The sequence below is a fragment of the Pseudoalteromonas holothuriae genome, assembly GCF_945859825.1.
In the GTDB taxonomy this organism is placed as follows: domain Bacteria; phylum Pseudomonadota; class Gammaproteobacteria; order Enterobacterales; family Alteromonadaceae; genus Pseudoalteromonas; species Pseudoalteromonas holothuriae.
In genome coordinates, this window is the sequence record NZ_CAMAPC010000012.1 from 1 (window position 1) to 18,200 (window position 18,200).

The 18,200-nt window shown below is 38.9% G+C and carries 13 protein-coding genes and 2 pseudogenes; 13 read left to right on the top strand and 2 right to left on the bottom strand.

Annotated features, from left to right (window positions below):
- From OCI93_RS14330 to OCI93_RS14350, 5 genes are all read left to right on the top strand, one after another.
- A partial coding sequence (locus OCI93_RS14330) for a transposase (RefSeq protein WP_261626679.1) occupies positions 1-837 on the top strand: 837 nt, incomplete at its 5' end.
- 339 nt (positions 838-1,176) lie between these two features.
- Entirely contained in the window at positions 1,177-1,680 is a 504-nt protein-coding gene (locus tag OCI93_RS14335) for a hypothetical protein (RefSeq protein WP_261626680.1), read from the top strand.
- A gap of 154 nt (positions 1,681-1,834) precedes the next feature.
- The gene (locus OCI93_RS14340; protein ID WP_261626681.1) at positions 1,835-2,809 is read left to right on the top strand and encodes a transposase; all 975 of its coding nucleotides are present in this window, start codon (positions 1,835-1,837) and stop codon (positions 2,807-2,809) included.
- A gap of 249 nt (positions 2,810-3,058) precedes the next feature.
- Complete coding sequence (locus OCI93_RS14345) at positions 3,059-3,409, top strand: hypothetical protein (RefSeq protein ID WP_261626682.1); 351 nt, start codon at positions 3,059-3,061, stop codon at positions 3,407-3,409.
- A 126-nt stretch (positions 3,410-3,535) separates the two neighbouring features.
- Positions 3,536-4,036 carry a hypothetical protein gene (locus OCI93_RS14350; RefSeq protein ID WP_261626683.1) on the top strand — a complete coding sequence of 167 codons (501 nt, stop codon included), beginning with the start codon at positions 3,536-3,538 and terminating at the stop codon, positions 4,034-4,036.
- A gap of 381 nt (positions 4,037-4,417) precedes the next feature.
- Here the strand turns inward: OCI93_RS14350 and OCI93_RS14355 are convergent.
- Positions 4,418-5,573 (bottom strand): annotated as a pseudogene (locus tag OCI93_RS14355) (IS110 family RNA-guided transposase).
- A 140-nt stretch (positions 5,574-5,713) separates the two neighbouring features.
- Between OCI93_RS14355 and OCI93_RS14360 the strand changes: the two are divergent.
- Positions 5,714-6,763: an alpha/beta hydrolase gene (locus OCI93_RS14360; protein ID WP_261626684.1), complete on the top strand. Its 1,050-nt coding sequence runs from the start codon at positions 5,714-5,716 to the stop codon at positions 6,761-6,763.
- 34 nt (positions 6,764-6,797) lie between these two features.
- Here OCI93_RS14360 and OCI93_RS14365 read toward each other — a convergent pair whose 3' ends face one another.
- Positions 6,798-7,754 (bottom strand): IS110 family RNA-guided transposase, encoded by a 957-nt coding sequence (locus OCI93_RS14365; RefSeq protein WP_261626685.1) that lies wholly within the window; start codon positions 7,752-7,754, stop codon positions 6,798-6,800.
- Between the two features lie 566 nt (positions 7,755-8,320).
- Between OCI93_RS14365 and OCI93_RS14370 the strand changes: the two genes are divergently transcribed.
- The 7 genes and pseudogenes from OCI93_RS14370 (at position 8,321) to OCI93_RS14395 (ending at position 18,157) form a co-directional block, all read left to right on the top strand.
- Positions 8,321-8,926: a DUF998 domain-containing protein gene (locus OCI93_RS14370; RefSeq protein WP_261626686.1), complete on the top strand. Its 606-nt coding sequence runs from the start codon at positions 8,321-8,323 to the stop codon at positions 8,924-8,926.
- A 50-nt stretch (positions 8,927-8,976) separates the two neighbouring features.
- The gene (locus tag OCI93_RS14375; protein WP_261626687.1) at positions 8,977-9,330 is read left to right on the top strand and encodes a GFA family protein; all 354 of its coding nucleotides are present in this window, start codon (positions 8,977-8,979) and stop codon (positions 9,328-9,330) included.
- A 257-nt stretch (positions 9,331-9,587) separates the two neighbouring features.
- Positions 9,588-9,668 (top strand): annotated as a pseudogene (locus tag OCI93_RS21165) (transposase); the annotation flags it as partial.
- A gap of 182 nt (positions 9,669-9,850) precedes the next feature.
- The gene (locus OCI93_RS14380) at positions 9,851-12,034 is read left to right on the top strand and encodes an OsmC domain/YcaO domain-containing protein (protein ID WP_261595255.1); all 2,184 of its coding nucleotides are present in this window, start codon (positions 9,851-9,853) and stop codon (positions 12,032-12,034) included.
- 436 nt (positions 12,035-12,470) lie between these two features.
- Positions 12,471-13,223: a substrate-binding periplasmic protein gene (locus tag OCI93_RS14385; RefSeq protein ID WP_261626688.1), complete on the top strand. Its 753-nt coding sequence runs from the start codon at positions 12,471-12,473 to the stop codon at positions 13,221-13,223.
- 533 nt (positions 13,224-13,756) lie between these two features.
- Positions 13,757-16,033 carry a S8 family serine peptidase gene (locus tag OCI93_RS14390; protein WP_261626689.1) on the top strand — a complete coding sequence of 759 codons (2,277 nt, stop codon included), beginning with the start codon at positions 13,757-13,759 and terminating at the stop codon, positions 16,031-16,033.
- A 252-nt stretch (positions 16,034-16,285) separates the two neighbouring features.
- A complete protein-coding gene (locus tag OCI93_RS14395) occupies positions 16,286-18,157 on the top strand; it encodes a M6 family metalloprotease domain-containing protein (RefSeq protein WP_261595252.1) in 1,872 nt (623 codons plus the stop codon).
- The last annotated feature ends 43 nt before the right edge of the window (positions 18,158-18,200 follow it).

The window sequence follows — 18,200 nt, forward strand, 5'->3', positions numbered from 1 at the left end:
GTAGAAGATAAGCTGCTAGCGCTAGCCAAAGTATTTTGTATTGATGTGTGTGCTTATGCAGTGATGAGCAATCACACGCATATTGTGTTGTATGTAGATGATAAAAAAGCCAAGCGGTTGAATGATAAAGCCATACTTATTCGTTGGCACAAATTATTCAAAGGTACGCTGCTTACACAAAAATATCTACAAGACGATAAGCTAGATAAAGCGCAACAATTCTTTTTAAATCGAACCATTGCCGATTATCGAAAACGACTGGCGGATATTAGCTGGTTTATGCGCGTACTCAATGAAGATATAGCTAGAAAAGCTAATAAAGAAGATAACTGCACAGGTCGGTTTTGGGAAGGGCGTTTTAAATCGCAAGCACTTCTAGATGAAGCCGCTCTGGCAGCCTGTATGGCGTATGTTGATTTAAACCCCATCAGAGCGAAGATGGCAAAAACACCAGAAGACTCTGACCACACCAGTGTTCAAAAGCGAATTAAATCAGCCAAAGACGCTAAACAACCCAATCAACTTGCCCGCTTTGCAGGCAGCCCCAGAAAACACATGCCCAAAGGACTACCCTTCGAGTTAAAGTCTTATTTAGAGCTAGTTGAACTCACAGGGCGTTGTATGCGAGAAGACAAACGCGGGCATATAGAGCAGCGCACACTTCCTATTTTAGAGCGATTAAACATAGCACCTGAAAACTGGTTAAAACTCACCACACAATTTACCAAAGTGTTCAAAGGGGCGGTAGGGCGACCCAATAAGCTTGATGGCTACTACACACATTTAGAAGTAAAACGGCGAACCAGCATCAGCCAATGTGAAAAGTTATTCGCTTAAATTACTCTATAACCGAAAACACCAATGATGCTGATAAAGTAGGCAAAACCGCGACTAATTTTTTGTAATTACCATTCAAATCTTCGGATAAAACTAAAAATAGTAGTGAAAAAGTGCTTTTGGCATAAAACAATATCAAAGGAGCTGGATTTGCGTGTCCATTGTTTGATAATTTAATATTGGCTGTCTGGTTTATTATCTCAACAGTTTCTGGGACTACAAGAATGGCGACTATTGGGTTTGATATTGGTCAAGGTGGCGGTGTGTGTCGCATGAAGGTTAACACTACAAATTAGTAATATAATATCTATATCATATAGGAACTTTTTTGGAGCAAATATGTTTGAAAATGTAGTGTACTTTGAAAGTAATATCGAACGTTCATTGATCCCGATTATTTTGATTTCTTTTACGTTCATATTTTCACTTTTAGTGAGGATAAATAAAGCTCGATATGGTTGGTATAAGCGTAAAATACAACCGGTATTACACTTGGATTTAAATATAGTTATAGCGGTGTGTTTTGTTTCTTTTTTTATAGAAATTAGCAATTTATCCGAGATGGGTGATTTCAGGGAGAAAGTTTCTAGTCAAGAGATATATACTGTAAGCGGAGAAATTAGTGAGCTGAGAGTGGAAAAATTAACTAGCCGGACAGAGTTATTTAAAGTTCAGGGGGTTGATTTTAAATATAACGATTATGTGACAGATAGCTACTTCTTTTCAAATCGAAATTATAAAGATGGAGTTATAAAAGAAGGGCAATTTGTCACTATTAGTTATATTATTTTTGATAGAGAAAAGCGTATAATAAAAGTTGAATACAAGGGGGAAAGTAAATAACCAAGACATGTATGGACGCTCAGCCTTTGTCAAACACTACTAACCAATCGAGGTGACTTTTTAGTCGCCTCGTGCCTTTCTTATATTATTTTCCTGCTTGTTTTTTGTTCATTGCCTATCTTTTATCTATCTGGTCAAAAGGTAGGCAGCTAACATGGCAACGGCACGCAAAAGACAGGTAAGTCTTGTTGATACAAAATACTATCACTGTATATCACGGTGTGTTCGCCGTGCATTTTTGTGTGGTGATGATACGGTAACAGGTAAAAGTTATGAGCACCGCAGACAATGGGTAGAAGATAAGCTGCTAGCGCTAGCCAAAGTATTTTGTATTGATGTGTGTGCTTATGCGGTGATGAGCAATCATACGCATATTGTGTTGTATGTAGATGATAAAAAAGCCAAGCGGTTGAATGATAAAGCCATACTTATTCGCTGGCACAAATTATTCAAAGGTACGCTGCTTACACAAAAATATCTACAAGACGATAAGCTAGATAAAGCGCAACAATTCTTTTTAAATCGAACCATTGCCGATTATCGAAAACGGCTGGCGGATATTAGTTGGTTTATGCGCGTACTCAATGAAGATATCGCTAGAAAAGCTAATAAAGAAGATAACTGCACAGGCCGATTTTGGGAAGGGCGTTTTAAATCGCAAGCTCTGCTTGATGAAGCGGCGCTGGCTGCATGTATGGCCTACGTTGACCTAAATCCCATCAGAGCTAAAATGGCAAAAACACCAGAAGACTCTGAGCACACCAGCGTTCAAAAGCGAATGAAATCAGCCAAAGACGCTAAACAATCCAAGCAGCTCGCCCGTTTTGCAGGCAGCCCAAGAAAACACATGCCCAAAGGTCTCCCCTTTGAACTTAAGTCATACCTTGAGCTGGTTGAACTAACAGGCCGTTGCATGAGAGAAGGTAAACGCGGGCACATAGAGCAGCACACACTTCCTATCTTAGATCGACTAAGCATAGCGCCCGAAAATTGGCTAAAGCTCACAACACAATTTACCATAGTATTTAAAGGTGCTGTGGGGCGACCTAATAAGCTTGATAACTACTACACACATTTAGAGGTAAAACGGCGAACCAGCTTCAGTCAATGCGAAAAGCTACTCGGCTAAGCTAATTTACCACCCACAAAGTAAACCACAATAATGCCGCAGGGTAGGTAAAGCTACGTGTAACACTTGGTAATTGCCACCAAATCCTTCTGATTAAATTAGAAAACAGCAGTGAAAAGGTACTTTTGGCCTAACAATATTAAAGACACTAGCTTTACATTATAATAGTTCGACAATTTAATTATGGCTGTCTTGTTTATTGTGTTTATTTCGTCGGAAGCTATTAGGCATTATTTAAAAGCTTCGTTCATGGTAACCGTTTTCGGGTATGGTGCTCCTACATCCGACGCTAGTGCAATTGAATTGTTCAAAAGTGGCTGGGGAAACATCGATGACCGAAATATGGAAGAGTTTGAGATAATAGATATTCGAAATGAAAATGAATTACGAACACTGTGGTCTGAATTTATTCATTCTCATCACTATCGTGTTGAAAGTGATTTTTATAACTCTTGGATTTCAAATCACCCCAGACGAACTGGGGAGGCATATATTAATCAATATTTAATGGCTAAATTTATCGAGAATAATCCTTTACCCAGAAATATAAGTTTATCTGAGCTTAGAGAGTGGTATTTAAATATTCATCAGTATGAGTAAATACATATAACAAGGGTTTTCAAGTCGGACAAATTACAGTTGGCTTTTTGTTCGTGCCTCACTTATTTTAGCCAACTGTAATTAGCCGCTTAAAACGGCGTTAGCAGGCAAGTATAGAGTCTAGTTATGAAAAATGTTGAAGATGAAGTCGTAGCTAGATTAGTTCTATTTAAACTTGATTTTCAAGAAGCAAAAGAATGTTTGGTGAGAGCGAAAACCGAAAAAGACAAATTTATTCGTGACTCTCTCATAAAGCTGGGAATAGTAACTTATGCTAAACCATTCTTAAAAAGTAATGGAGTACATAAGCCTGTAAAGAGATTTTATTTGTTTAAAAATGAGGTTGTACCTGAGGAATATTTGTGGTTGCATGAAATGTTAATGGACTATAGAGGAAATTATATTGGCCATTCAAACTTTAATTCAATAAAACCAGAAGTGCCTAAAGATTCAATTGAAGAAGATGGTGTGGTCAATATTATGAATTTCATGGCAGTAACTTATGACCACTGGTTTATTTTAGACGCAGAATATAGCGATAAACCATTATTAATTGACGAGGCTATTGCATTAGTATCTGCAGCTTCTAATTTTCTACCAGGTGATCAAATTCAAATTCGCAGGTAGTACATACCTGCTAACAAGGCGTTTAAATCGCCTTCGGCTGGGACGACGAAAAGCGCAGCCCTTTAACGCGGCGTTGGTATGACTCCCACTGTCAAGTTAAACACACTGATCCCTGCTTAACTTTAAGCCATAATCTCTCAATTCGAATTAGAGCGAGTTAATACATAAGATGAAGCAAGTAATTTCATCGGTTTTCATGCTGATATTCGTTGGTTGCTCACTTTAGTGAGCAGAGCAGACCTTACTTAGTTCGACGTGGCACCTGTCTTCAGTCTATGTTCGTGGTTCAATACTATGTTTGCAGTATTGCCATCCTAACGCCGTCGGTGGTTGTGCCACATCCGATGCTTGACCCAATGCATTAACTCTAATTCGTTCATTTTAAGCTGGTACCCGTGCTAAACGTAATCTTGGATTAATGGGTATCAATACTACTTCTTTGGCAATTGCCCAGATATACGCAATCATTTCTCTGGCAATAGCAGTGACAACAAGGTTGTAATGCTTGCCTTTATTTATAAGCTTTTTATAACGTTTGCAGAGTCTTAATTGTGCTTTCCATGCGATATCAACAATTTGCTTTGGCAAGCCCTCTTGTCGTTTTTGTAGTTCAGTCGATATGTTGGCTGCATGGCGATAACTATGAGCGCCTTCGACTAATAACCGTCTTGCACGACCATTGCCACATTTAGTAATTGCGCCAATATGCCTTTTACCACCGCTTGAGTGTTCACTTGGTACAAGGCCAAGGTAACTCATGAGTTTACGCGGATGGTCGAAGCGGGTTAAATCGCCAAGCTCAGCCACAACGCCAGCGGCGACAAGCAAACGAACGCCGCGCATGGCTTGAATGGCTTTCACAACGGGGTAATAACGCCATTGATAAACATGATGAGATAGTTTCGTTGTCGAGTCGGTCCAATCGTGCAGTTCGCTCGTTTATAGTTTGAATAAACTCTTGTAAAACGATTTGTTGTGCAGGGTGTGGCAATACCAGTTCGGTGAGCCAACGTAAGTGTTTGAGAGACCAATTTGCTGTGCCTGCATAGTTAATATTATTACGAAGTAACAGCGCTTTTAGTTGGTATTTGGCATCTTTTAAATCCTTCATGGCGACTTCTCGAGCACGAGATAAATCACGAATAGCTTCATCTTCAGGCTCGGGGACATAAATAGGGGTTAAGTCTTCAGATTTAAGAAGCTTTGCGAGTTTTAGTGCATCACGTTTGTCAGTTTTAATACGTTCACCAGGCTTTTTAGGTATTAAAGAGGGGGCAACCACGTAACAGCAATGTCCAAGAGAAGTAATTAAACGGTAAATCCAGTAACCACAAGGGCCAGCCTCATAAACGAAATGCAGAGTTGCATTAGAGTATTTAGATTCAAATTGCCTGATATGCTTTTTAATAGCGACTTTAGCAGAAGGAATTCGGCCGTGATGGATAGGTTGAGCGCCGCGTTGGTCTTCAATATAAGCTACTTCATTAAACTCTTTATGAGTATCTAAGCCAATGAAAAGTATGTTATGTTTAGTCATGCTAGCCTCTGCTATTTAGTTATTTGACAAACTAATTATGGCTCTAGCTTTAAGCTAACCCACGAAAATGCGGAGGCTAGCACCGTGTGGGAGTCATTATGTCTATATTCCTAGAGTTTCATCAACAAGGAGAGTTATAAATGAGAGTATTGTTTTTTAGTTTTGTTTTACTTTGTTCAAAGTTTTCACTTGCATCAGGTTTAATGTTAGCTGAGGAAGTTAAGTTACAGTCCAATTCACTTGGGGAAGAAAGGAATTTATTAATAAAACTTCCAAAGAACTATCACAATGAAGAGAAATCATACCCTGTACTATATGTACTTCACGGCCAATGGGATATGCTTTCAACTTTATCGACTCTTGATCTTTTAGAAGATCAAATTCCAAACTTTATAGTTGTCGGTATCGAAAGTAGAGGAAAAGAACTTAGTCCTGAAAATGGAAAAACAACACCCTTTGCTAACTTTCTAGAAAAAGAAGCTGTTCCATATGTTAATGAAAATTATCGAGTTGCAACTTATAGCATTTTGTCTGGGCACTCCAATTCAGGGCGCTTCGTATTGGATTATTGGTTAAGTGACAATCCAGTTTTTTCGAAATACTTTGCTTTTAGCCCCTCTCTTGATGATGGCTACATCGTAGACAAAGTATCTAAATCAAATTCTGAAGTTTTAAAAAGAAAAGCACCTCTTACGATCACCATCGCAAATGAAGGTGAACATATGCAAAATCCTTTTACAGAATTAACTAAGAAGCTAAGTAACCTATCAAAAGGTTCTTTTGAATTCCAAAAATTCCCAGACCAATCTCACAGAACTACTAAACACCCTTCGATGCAGTATGCTTTACAATCAACATTCGCTGGCTGGGAACCGACTTATGAAGTAAAAATCTCAGGGTTAGATGGCTTAAAAGAACACTATACTGATTTATCTAACAAGTATGGATTTAAAGTACTTGTCCCTACAGAAACCTTACAAAAGCTAACCGCTCATTATGCAATTTCTGAAAATGCAACTGAAGAACTTAATAAACATATAGCTTTCACAATTAATCAATCATCAGAAGGTATAGACTCACTTTTTGAAATATCTGATTATTTGTCTAGTAATGGGTATAAAGAGGCAGGTGAAATTATTCTAAATGAAATATGTAATCAGTCTAAAAATAATCAAAGATGCAGTGGCTAGAGCGGAATATAACAAGAGACTATGGCGTCAATAGCTAATTTAAAACTTTTGGCGCTTCCCACATAACCCCGTCTCTGAGCATCGAATTTAGGATCACAATCATCTTCCTGACACACGCAATAAGCGCTACTTTTTTTGGTTTCCCAGCAGCAACTAATCGCTGATAGGCTGATTTAAAAACCGGGTTAGATTGGATAGCTGACATCATTGCCATGTATAAAACGGTGCGCACTTGGTGTCGACCACCTTGGATTTTACGGAGCCCTTTATACCGTCCACTTTCGCGATTCATTGGTGCAACACCTAATAAAGAACCAGCTTCTTTGTTCGACATATAGCCAAGTTCAGGTAAGTTACTGATGATGGATGCAGCAGCAATTTTGCCAATGCCTTTCATACTTTGCAAGATCGTGTTTTTGGCTGAATACTCAGGACATGATTCAATGAGTTTTAGAATTTTATTTTCAATTTTCTCAATTTGATTTTTGAAGGCCGTTAAAATAGGTTTAATGGTTGAAATCAGTTCTTTTGGTAAGATTTGCAGGCGATTTTTCTCCATCGTTTGCATGACTAATAGCTGATTTCGTCTGGCAACCAAATCGCTCATAGCCTGCATTATTTCAGGCTTTAGGGTGGAGAGTGAGGGTTTAATTGCTTCACCATAATGTGCGATTAATTGTGCATCCAGTTTATCAGTTTTAGCGCGTTGACCAATGGCGCCAGCAAAGCGTTTTATGTGTATTGGATTGGCAATGACGAAGGGTAAGTTGGCCTTTGCACATGCGATAATAAAGGGCATTTCAAGGCGACCTGTTGCTTCGATTACAATCCGTTTAGGAATGTATAGCTTAATTTTTTTAACGGCTTCTTTGATACCTTTTTCGTCATTATCAACAGTGAAATAGAGGCCTAAGGGGCGAATATAAATATCCAGTTTGAATTTACCGGTATCGACACCGACATTAATGTTTTGCTCTGTATTTGTTTTCATAATAAGCTAACTCTTGCTTGCATAATGCGGGTTCGAGACCCAGTAGACTATTCGAGTGTGATGCTTGGAGTCTTTTGTGGCGTTCATTCTTGTTATCGGTCTCTCAACAGAGGAGCCATCGCTCAATCGAACTACCACAAAAGAGAGCTTTAGTTGCAGCTAAAGCCTGGGTCTCACATTACCCGAACTCGGTTTAAAAGAATAATTTGATGGGTTTATTATCCATACAAGTTGCTCAAGTTCGTTCGTATACTCACTGGGACAATTAACAGTTGGCTTGGCGCTTCGCGCAAGTATAGCCAACAGTCAATTGCCCCTTAGCAAAGCTTTAAGTGCACACGGATCTTTGATGAAAATTAGTATAAAATTTCATTGAGCTTTCTCCTTTTGGTTTGGTCGTCTTGAAGTTTAGCTTTTCGCTAAACTTCGGGGAGAGGGCTCAATGAGTATCAAGCCAATCAAGCGGATTCCGTACACTGTTGCGTTTTTTGTGAAGATACGCAAAAAATCGCGCCAGCGCACTCTACCGTTTTTGGCAGCGTTAGATTACAAAAAGGATTTTGGTAGTGTTTGAAAGTATTGCGATCTATTCAGGGTTAATTGCAACAATCTGGATCTTCATAGGTGTTTATGTTGCGAGCCGATTTTATTATGGTTATAGCCACTCTAAACAATTTTGTAGTGAATTAGGCGCAACAGGCAGCCCAACAGAAAAATTGTCACCCTTAATTAATAATTATCCTCTAGGCTTTCTCTTTTGCTTTTTCGGTTGGTATTTGGCGCAGCTTTCAAGCGTTTCAATCTTAGTAAATATTACGGGTTGGTTAGTAATAGCTCATGGCATTGGTACATGGGTAGCAGGTTACTTTCCTATGGACGCAGATCCATTTACTAAAAATCCAACTTTTAATTGTAAGGTACATTCTTGGGCTGGTTTTATTATGTTACTGTCGCTAGTTGTAGCGCCAATATTAGTAGCTATAAGCCCAACAACAGAAATTATCCCACTATATTTTCGTATTTTTTCAGTTGTTTCTGTTCTCGCTGCTGTTTATTATCTATTGGCTATGGCTAAAGCCGTAAAATCTCAAAGTAACCCCGGAATTCATCAACGTATTTCTTATGGCTGTCAGCTGATTTGGCTAAGTGCCTTTTCATTAGTGTTAGCGTAATTGTAAATTAACAAGTTGTTGACAGGGCGTTAGCTAATCAAGGAGGCGACATGATCGAAGCAGCATGCCACTGCGGGAATATAACTATAACGACTGAAAAGATAATTGATTCAGTGACAAGCTGTAATTGTTCAATGTGTTACCGTATTGGAGCACTTTGGGCATATTACACATCGGATCAAGTTGTAATAAAACAAAATTCTAATATTAGTGTTTATCAATGGGGTAATAAAATACGCGAGTATCACTCATGTTCAATTTGTGGCTGTACTACTCATTACACGCAAAAACGAGATGATGGTTCAAATAGAGTCGCTATGAATACCCGTATGGTAAAGCCAGAGCATTTCAAAGCGGCTAATATTAAGTATTTTGATGGCGCGAACACTTTTAAATATGTATAGCAGCAAAGTACACATAACTCATATGAGTATTGACTCTGTCAATAGGCAACAGTGTTCTTTTTGGCCGTTTTCATACAGAGATGGTCAACTCTAAATCAATAAACAGATTCGTTTACTTCGTTTGTCGATGTGGGCGCTGAGGCTGTAAAGTTACTCTTTCCAGGAATGAATTTCACCCTTAGTGTTGATTGTTATTTGACCTGAATCCAAAGGGTTACTGTGAACTAATAACTTTTATTCACCCTTGGTAAATTGCTATGGCTAACTACAAGCCTGATTTGTACTACCAAAATAAATTTATTCCCATCAACTTCTCTGAGAAAATATTGCCGAGTACAGTGAACGACAGCAGCATAAACGACGACGAAGTATAAAAAGAATTGACGCGCTATTTGCATAACAGATGTAATTAATTCAAGACTATTGCCTTAAAAAAGAAGATAATTAGCTATTAAATATTTATTGTGACTCACACGCAGCGCGTTGATGAGTACGCCAGCAAGCAAATAGGACCTTAATAATGGAAATTAAAGTTAATTTTCTCGATAACTTGAGAATAGAAGCTAAATTTGACGACTTTTCGGTGATAGCCGACCAACCAATCCGTTATAAAGGTGATGGCTCTGCACCAAGCCCGTTTGATTACTTTTTAGCATCATCAGCGCTGTGTGCTGCATACTTTGTTAAGGTATATTGCAATGCGCGTGATATCTCAACTGACGGTATTCGTCTGTCACAAAATAATATCGTTGACCCAGAAAATCGCTATAACCAAGTTTTCCAAATTCAAGTTGAGCTACCAGAAAATATCTCAGAAAAAGACCGAGAAGGTATTTTACGTTCTATCGACCGCTGTACAGTTAAAAAAGTGGTACAGACTGGCCCTGAGTTTAAAATAGACACTGTTGAAAACCTTGACGAAGATGCGCAGGCGATGTTAATGACCTCGCCAAATGATTCATCAAGTACTTTTATTGAAGGGAAGGATTTGCCACTTGAGCAAACCATTGCGGACATGACAGGAATTTTGGCTGAGCTAGGCATGAAAATTGAAATTTCATCATGGCGTAATATTGTTCCTAATGTTTGGTCATTACATATTCGCGATGCAGCGTCACCAATGTGTTTTACCAATGGTAAAGGGTCGACTAAAGAAAGTGCGCTGTGTTCTGCGTTAGGTGAGTTCATTGAGCGTCTTAACTGTAACTTCTTTTATAATGACCAATTTTTAGGTCAGGAAATCGCAAATAGTGATTTTGTGCACTATCCAAATGAAAAATGGTTTAAACCAGATGCGGATGATGCGTTGCCAGCAGGTATTTTAGATGAGTACTGCCGTGAAATTTACGACCCTGAAGGTGAGCTTAGAGGCTCGCATTTAATTGATACTAATTCAGGTAATACCCAACGCGGAATTTGCTCTATTCCTTATGTTCGCCAGTCAGATGGTGAAACGGTGTATTTTCCATCTAACTTAATTGAAAACTTGTTCTTAAGTAATGGCATGAGTGCAGGCAACAACTTTGACGAAGCTAAAGTTCAGTGTTTATCAGAAATCTTTGAACGCGCAGTTAAGCGCCAGATCATTGAACAAGAAATCGTATTACCCGATGTACCACAGTCAGTACTAGATAAATATCCTAGTATAGTCGCTGGTATTAAGGGCCTTGAAATACAAGGGTTCCCAATTATGGTTAAAGATGCATCGTTGGGCGGGCAATTTCCAGTGATGTGTGTAACGTTAATGAATCCTAAAACAGGGGGAGTATTTGCCTCTTTTGGTGCACATCCAAGTTTTGAAGTTGCTATTGAGCGCAGCTTGACTGAGTTATTACAGGGTCGCAGTTTTGAGGGATTAAACGATGTGCCAAAGCCTACTTTTAATAGTTTAGCGGTGTCAGAACCTGAAAATTTTGTTGAGCACTTTATTGATTCAACGGGTGTTATTTCTTGGCGTTTTTTCAGTGCCAAACATGACTATGACTTTTGTGAATGGGATTTTTCTGGGACTAATGATCAAGAGTGCGACACCTTATTTGGAATTTTGAAAGACTTAGGCAAAGAATGCTATGTGGCTGAGTTTTCAGATTTAGGCACCGCCTGTCGTATTTTAGTGCCAGATTACTCCGAGGTTTACCCTGTTGAAGACCTAATTTGGGATAACACTAACAAAGCATTGCAATATCGTGAGGATATTTTGAATTTGCATGCACTTGATGATGAGCAGTTAGTCAATTTGGTTGAGCGTTTAGAGCAGAGTCAGTTGGATAATTATATTGATATTATCACATTGATTGGTGTTGAGTTTGATGAAAATACGGTATGGGGTCAGCTCACAATTCTTGAGCTTAAAATTTTAATTTACCTAGCACTGGGCGAGCTTGAAGAAGCAATTGAATTAGTAGAGTCATTTTTACAATTTAACGATAACACCGTCGAGCGTGGTCTATTTTACCAAGCCATGCAGGTTGTTTTGGAAGTTGCATTGGATGAAGCGCTACAGATAGAAGATTATATCGTTAATTTTGAACGTATGTTTGGTAAAGAAGTAATGGCGAACGTGATTGGTTCAATTAATGGTGATGTTAAGTTCTATGGTTTAACGCCTACCAATATGAATTTAGACGGTTTAGACAAGCACCAACGTTTGATTGATAGCTATAAAAAGCTTCATAAGGCTCGTGCAGATAAAGCGGCGCTTTAGATATTGCTGACACAAGTATGATAGAAGCCAGTTTTGCATAAAGATTACTGGCTTCTTTGTATTAACTTGCTTGTTTTTTGTACGGGCGTGATTAAGTTAACAGCAACACACAAAAAGCGATGTTCGAATACTGTGGGGTGTTGAGTATAACCATGCAGGTTACTATAGAGTATTTTAGGGGGATGTGGGAGGCGTAAATTGTCCTTTATCGAGCATTGTCCCAGCATGTCATTGTTGCAAAAACACACAAGAGAATACAAACAATGTGCGTTTCAACATAAGCTTTCCATTATTCATACACATTTTTAGTTTACTAATAGTTTGAATTTTACGTGAGTGAATGAATATCTAAAGTAAATACTAGAGACGTTCTTGAAACTTAGTACATTAAAGCAGATGCGTTATAATTAGTGAAAAACAGCAGTGGTATTAGACGATGAGATCTCTTATTAGGGCTTTGTTAGGGATAGCGTCGATAGGTATGAGCGCTTTAGCGTACAGTCAAATAGATATTTATACTGAGCATTTCCCGCCGTATCAATATGAAGATACAGAGGGCGAAATGTCTGGGCGTGCAACGCTGATGGTGCGCGCTTTAATGGCGCAGGCGCAATTAGAATACCAAATTTATATGTTGCCGTGGCACCGTGCCAAGCAGCAGTTTGAACATACGCCAAATGCACTGATATATTCAATCGCGCGCACGAAAATCAGAGAACATCAATATCATTGGGTTATGCCGCTGTGTGAACTGAAAATTGGATTTTATAAACGGGTAGATGGTATGGTTGAATTGCCACACTACACTGCTGATATTCTGAAGCATTATGTTATCGGTGTGGCGGCAGGTCAACCGTCATTACAATACCTTAAAGAAGAAAGCTTTGAAGAGAATAACTTAGTCAAACTTAATAGCCTAAACCAAGCCGGTGGTATGTTAGAAAAAGGTCGCGTAGATTTTTTATTTGGTGCTCAAAACTTTGTAGAGCAAATGGCCATGACGATGGGAACAGAAGATAAATGGGAGCTTGTTCTTGAAGTACCAAAGCTGACTGCTCGACTGTATTTGGCAGCGCAAAAAGAGACAAATAAAACACTACTTGCAAAGTTGATGTTAGCGGCAATAGACATTAATAAGCTAAAGCTAAATACAACAAGTGCGTGTAAAAACAGCGCCTATATTCAATGAGTAATTAGAATTAAACGTAAACGCTGCACTTTGGCTCTTTTCAAGTGGGTGTCACCCATAACAACAACAATAAAATACTCACAGCCATTTCTAAATAATAGGTTGAAGCGCTTTTCAAGAAGGTTAGATTTGCATTATTAATTCATATGTTGCGATCCAACGGCTAAATAAGCGGTTGTTAAAGTAAATACCTTGAACGCCGATAGCGCGCAAAACCATCTATTTAATCCTATCTCTCATACATTGAATATTTTAGTTTATCTGCAGTTTGTTTTGCCAGCCCAATGGTTTTTGATAGAGATCCTAGTTAATTCTAATGTTAACAAAAAAGGGACGGTCGGCGTTTGATTTGAATTTTATCGAGCTTTTGTTCTATTAATTAAGTTTTTTAAATTATTGTTAATAATAAAGTTTACTATATTTTGTGACAGTATGATTAACAATTCTTTACAATTACTTTTAGACAGTGGTGTTAATTATTTTGTTTTTTGATACATTCTGTTATGAAAATAATAACAACATGGATTATTCCAATGAAAAAAATAACAAAAAATAAAGCACTTTTCGCTACCACAATGTTATCTCTTGCGGTATCCGCATCATTACAGGCCTCTACATTTAAACAAGTTGCCGATAAACCAGAATCTCCGTTGCCAAAACGTTACATTGTTAAGTATAAAAACGATAATGCTGCTGACATGGTTATGGCATTTCAAAACAGCAATAATATGCCACAAGCGACAGCGAATCGTATGGCAACATTAGGAGTGCAAAATGCACAATTCAAAGCAAGTTTAAATGCGGTGGTTGCACAACTGAGCGATACACAACTTTTAGCGCTTCGCAATGACAGTCAAATTGAATATGTTGAAGAAGATTTACCTCGTCGCTTAATGTCGCAAACGCAACCATATGGTATTGCAATGGTTCAAGCTGACTTGGTTGATGATTCTGTAGCATCAGCTGCAAATGGCGGTAAAAAAATCTGTGTTATTGATTCAGGCCTTGATTTACCTCATGAAGATATGGGCACACGTGGTGCTACTGTCTCAGGTACTAACGACTCGGGTACTGGTAATTGGTATGATCACGGTGGTCCTCACGGAACGCATGTAGCTGGCACCATCGCAGCACTTAACAATGGTATTGGTGTGCGAGGTGTTATTGGCACTGATCCATCAATGCATATTATTAAAGTATTTAATGATGATGGCTGGGGTTACTCTTCTGAGTTAGTTGATGCTATTAATAAATGTCAAGCAGCAGGCTCTGATGTTGTGAATATGAGTTTGGGCGGTGAAGGTTCAAGCGTAACTGAACGTAATGGTATTCAAGCAGCAGCTGATGCTGGAATGTTATTAATAGCCGCTGCTGGTAACGACGGTGTACCTACAAATACAACCGATGTAGAAAGCTATCCAGCATCATATGACTCAGTGATGTCAGTTGCAGCAATTGACAGTAATAAAGATCTCGCTGATTTCTCACAAAAAAATAGCCAAGTTGAAATTTCAGGTCCTGGCGTTGATGTAAACTCAACATACCCAGAAGGCTTAGGCTCAATTGTATCTTTATCCGTTGCAGGTCAATCATATGACTCAAATGGTATGGAAAACCAAGGTAATGCCAATGCAGCTCTATATAATTTTGCGACAGGTGAGGCAATTGATGCGGGCGCAAATGGCAAAGTTTGCTTAATTGAACGTGGTAATATTTCATTCCACGATAAAGTTAAAAACTGCGAAGACAGTGGTGGTGTTGGCGCTATTCTATATAACAATGCTGCTGGTTCTTTTGGTGGTACTTTAGGTGATACTAATCAAACGACTATTCCTGCGGTTACTGTAAGTGACACTGACGGCGCACAAATGTTAAATAATATTGGCATGACGGCGTCTGTTAACCTTGATGCAAGCAACTATGGCTTGATGAGTGGTACTTCAATGGCATCACCTCATGTGGCAGGTGTTGCAGCATTGGTGTGGAGCCACCATCCAAGTTGTACTGCTGAACAAATTCGAGCGGTATTAACAGCAACAGCACAAGATTTAGGTGCAACAGGGCGCGATGTTAAGTTTGGCCATGGCTTAGTACAAACTAAAGATGCAATTGACTCTATCACGCAAAATGGTTGTGATGGAACTGGTGGTCCAGTGCAACCGCCAGTAGGTAATGAGCTAGAAAATGGTGTTGCTAAATCCGGTCTTTCTGGCTCAGCAGGTGAAGAGTTATTATTTACTTTTGAAGTTCCTGCAGGTGCGACTGATGTTAAAGTGAACATGAGTGGCGGTACAGGTGATGCAGATTTGTACACACAGTTTGGTTCTAAGCCAAGTGATTCAAATTTTGAGTGTCGTCCCTATGCAGGTGGTAATAACGAAGGTTGTACTTTAACTCAATCTGGTGGCACTTATCATGTGATGGTTAAAGGCTATAGTGCATTCTCGGGTGTATCTCTAGTTGCAAGTTTCACGGAAGGTGGAACCACAAACCCAGGTACTCAGCCAATTGCAATTGTAGAAAACGGTATTAGCGTTGCTCGTCGTAACTGGACACGCTTTACACTTGAGTTAGCTAATGGATACGCTGATTTGAACGTAACAACGTCAGGTGGCTCTGGTGATGCTGACTTGTTTGTAACACGTGGTAAGCAATCAACAACGTCTAATAATGATTGTAGCTCTGAGAGTGGCAGCAATAATGAATCTTGTTCACTACAAAACCCTCAAGCAGGTACTTGGTACATTGATATATATGGTTACAGAGCGTCAAGTGGTATTACACTTAATGTAACAGCGACACCAAAGTAAACGATTAATTAACCTTAAAGCAAAGGCCGTTTTTACGGCCTTTTTTATTATGGCAATTTATTCAAAAAAATTAAGTATCAAACCCCACTTAACAAGTGGGTAATCATGTTTGTTTCTTTAAAAAGATAACTAATGTGTAATTATTATTGCACATAGTCTGATCATAGATCGAAACGTCACAGATGTAATGTTGAATAAAGTTGTTTTTGATGTTAACTATATGTTTCATTGTAACAGTCATTGGAACACAACATGTATCGATTCATCAAACTTTCGATTGCGCCCCTAGCAATTATTTCAGGCTTAACTCAAGCTGCCATTCCTTATCAAAATCACCGTTATAATTATACTCAACCAACGGGTGAAATAGTCAGTATTAGCGTAGAGGGTAATGATTATTTTGCCTATCAGCGCGCCCGTGATGGTCGTTTAGTTATTTTTGATGAGCACCTAAATGGCTTAGCTTACGCACAAGTTTCAGAAGATGGTCAAAACCTACTTTCTACGGGTGTGTTGGTGAGTAAAAAGTCAGCACAAGATGTAAAACAAAATGACAGACGTACTTTAAGCCAAACTGCAATACAAAGGAAAATAGCACAGGCGAAAAACAAACTGCTTGGTCAGCAGCAGCTAAAAAATAATGGTCAAACTACCAACCATAATGACGTGAGTGTGCAAAGTACTGGGAAAATCAAAGGGTTGACAATAATTATTGATTTTCCTGATTTTCCGGGCACGATTAATAAGACACAGGTTGAGTCTTTTTTAAATGATCTAAATTATTCAGAATTTGGTAATGCACAATCAGTGCGTGGTTATTTTAGAAGTGTCTCAGGTGGGCAATTAGATTATACCAATACCGTGACGGCTTATTATACCGCAATAAAGAATAAGTCCTACTACGCAGATAGTAGATATGGCTCTACAGTTCGCTCTCAAGAACTGATAAAAGAGGCACTAAATTGGCTAGAGTTTACACAAAATTTTGATTTTTCGACTCTTTCTGTAAATGGCAATGGTCAAATTAAAGGCTTAAATATTTTTTATGCAGGCAATTCTGATAGTAGTTGGTCTAAAGGGTTATGGCCGCATATGGCTTGGTTGAGTCCACAGTTTTGTGCCGATGGTGTATGTACGGATCGCTACCAAATTACTGATATGCGCGACAGCCTTGCGATTGGTACTTTTGTACATGAATCAGGTCATTTAATTACAAATTGGCCAGATTTATATGATTATGATGGCAGCTCCGAAGGGTCGGTCGCGAGTTTTGGTGTGATGGGCTATGGTGCAATTGGCGAAACGAATCGCTTTAAACCAACCCCACCCGTTGCGCATTTTAGAAACTTGGCCGGGTGGGATACCGTAACAGAACTCAACCCTGCAATAAATAATAATGCACCGAGCGGCGCACTTAATCATATCTCAGGTTCAAATACATCCTATAAATGGACAAATCCCAGTAACCAAAATGAAGCTTTTTATATTGAAGCAATTCACCGTTCAGGTCAGAATTCAGAACAAGTAGATCAAGGCCTCGCTATTTGGCATGTGGATAGTCGAGGTAACAATTCAAATGAATGGTATCCATATATTCAAATGGAACATGCTGATGGCAATCGCGAACCAGAAAATAATATTAACAGAGGTGATAATTCTGATTTATACGATTTAGCAGGGGAGTTTTCAGCAACACTTCCTAATGCGCTAAGCTCGAAAGGGACTAATGCACAGTGGTGGGACGGTCGTGATTCTGGTTTGATTATTCGGGATATTAGCGATGCTGCACAGTCAATCTCTTTTACTATAGATACTGATGCAACGCCACCATCAGGTGATATCTACACGGGTTATTTAGCTAATCAAGAGCAGGCAATTGTGCCCAATGGGTCATGGTTTCAATATGCCGGTGGTACACTTGATATGGCTTTACAAGGGCCTAGCAATGCTGATTTCGACCTAAAGCTTGAAGTATGGCAAGGAGGGCGTTGGACACAGGCCGCTATTTCACAAACACCAACATCTAATGAAGTGATTACATATCAGGCCAATAGTGGCTATTATCGCATTACTGTATATTCGTACTCTGGTGCTGGTAATTTTAGCCTTACATTAAGTAAGTAATGTCAATCGAGATAAATATTGAAGCTGATTGATATAAGGTAAC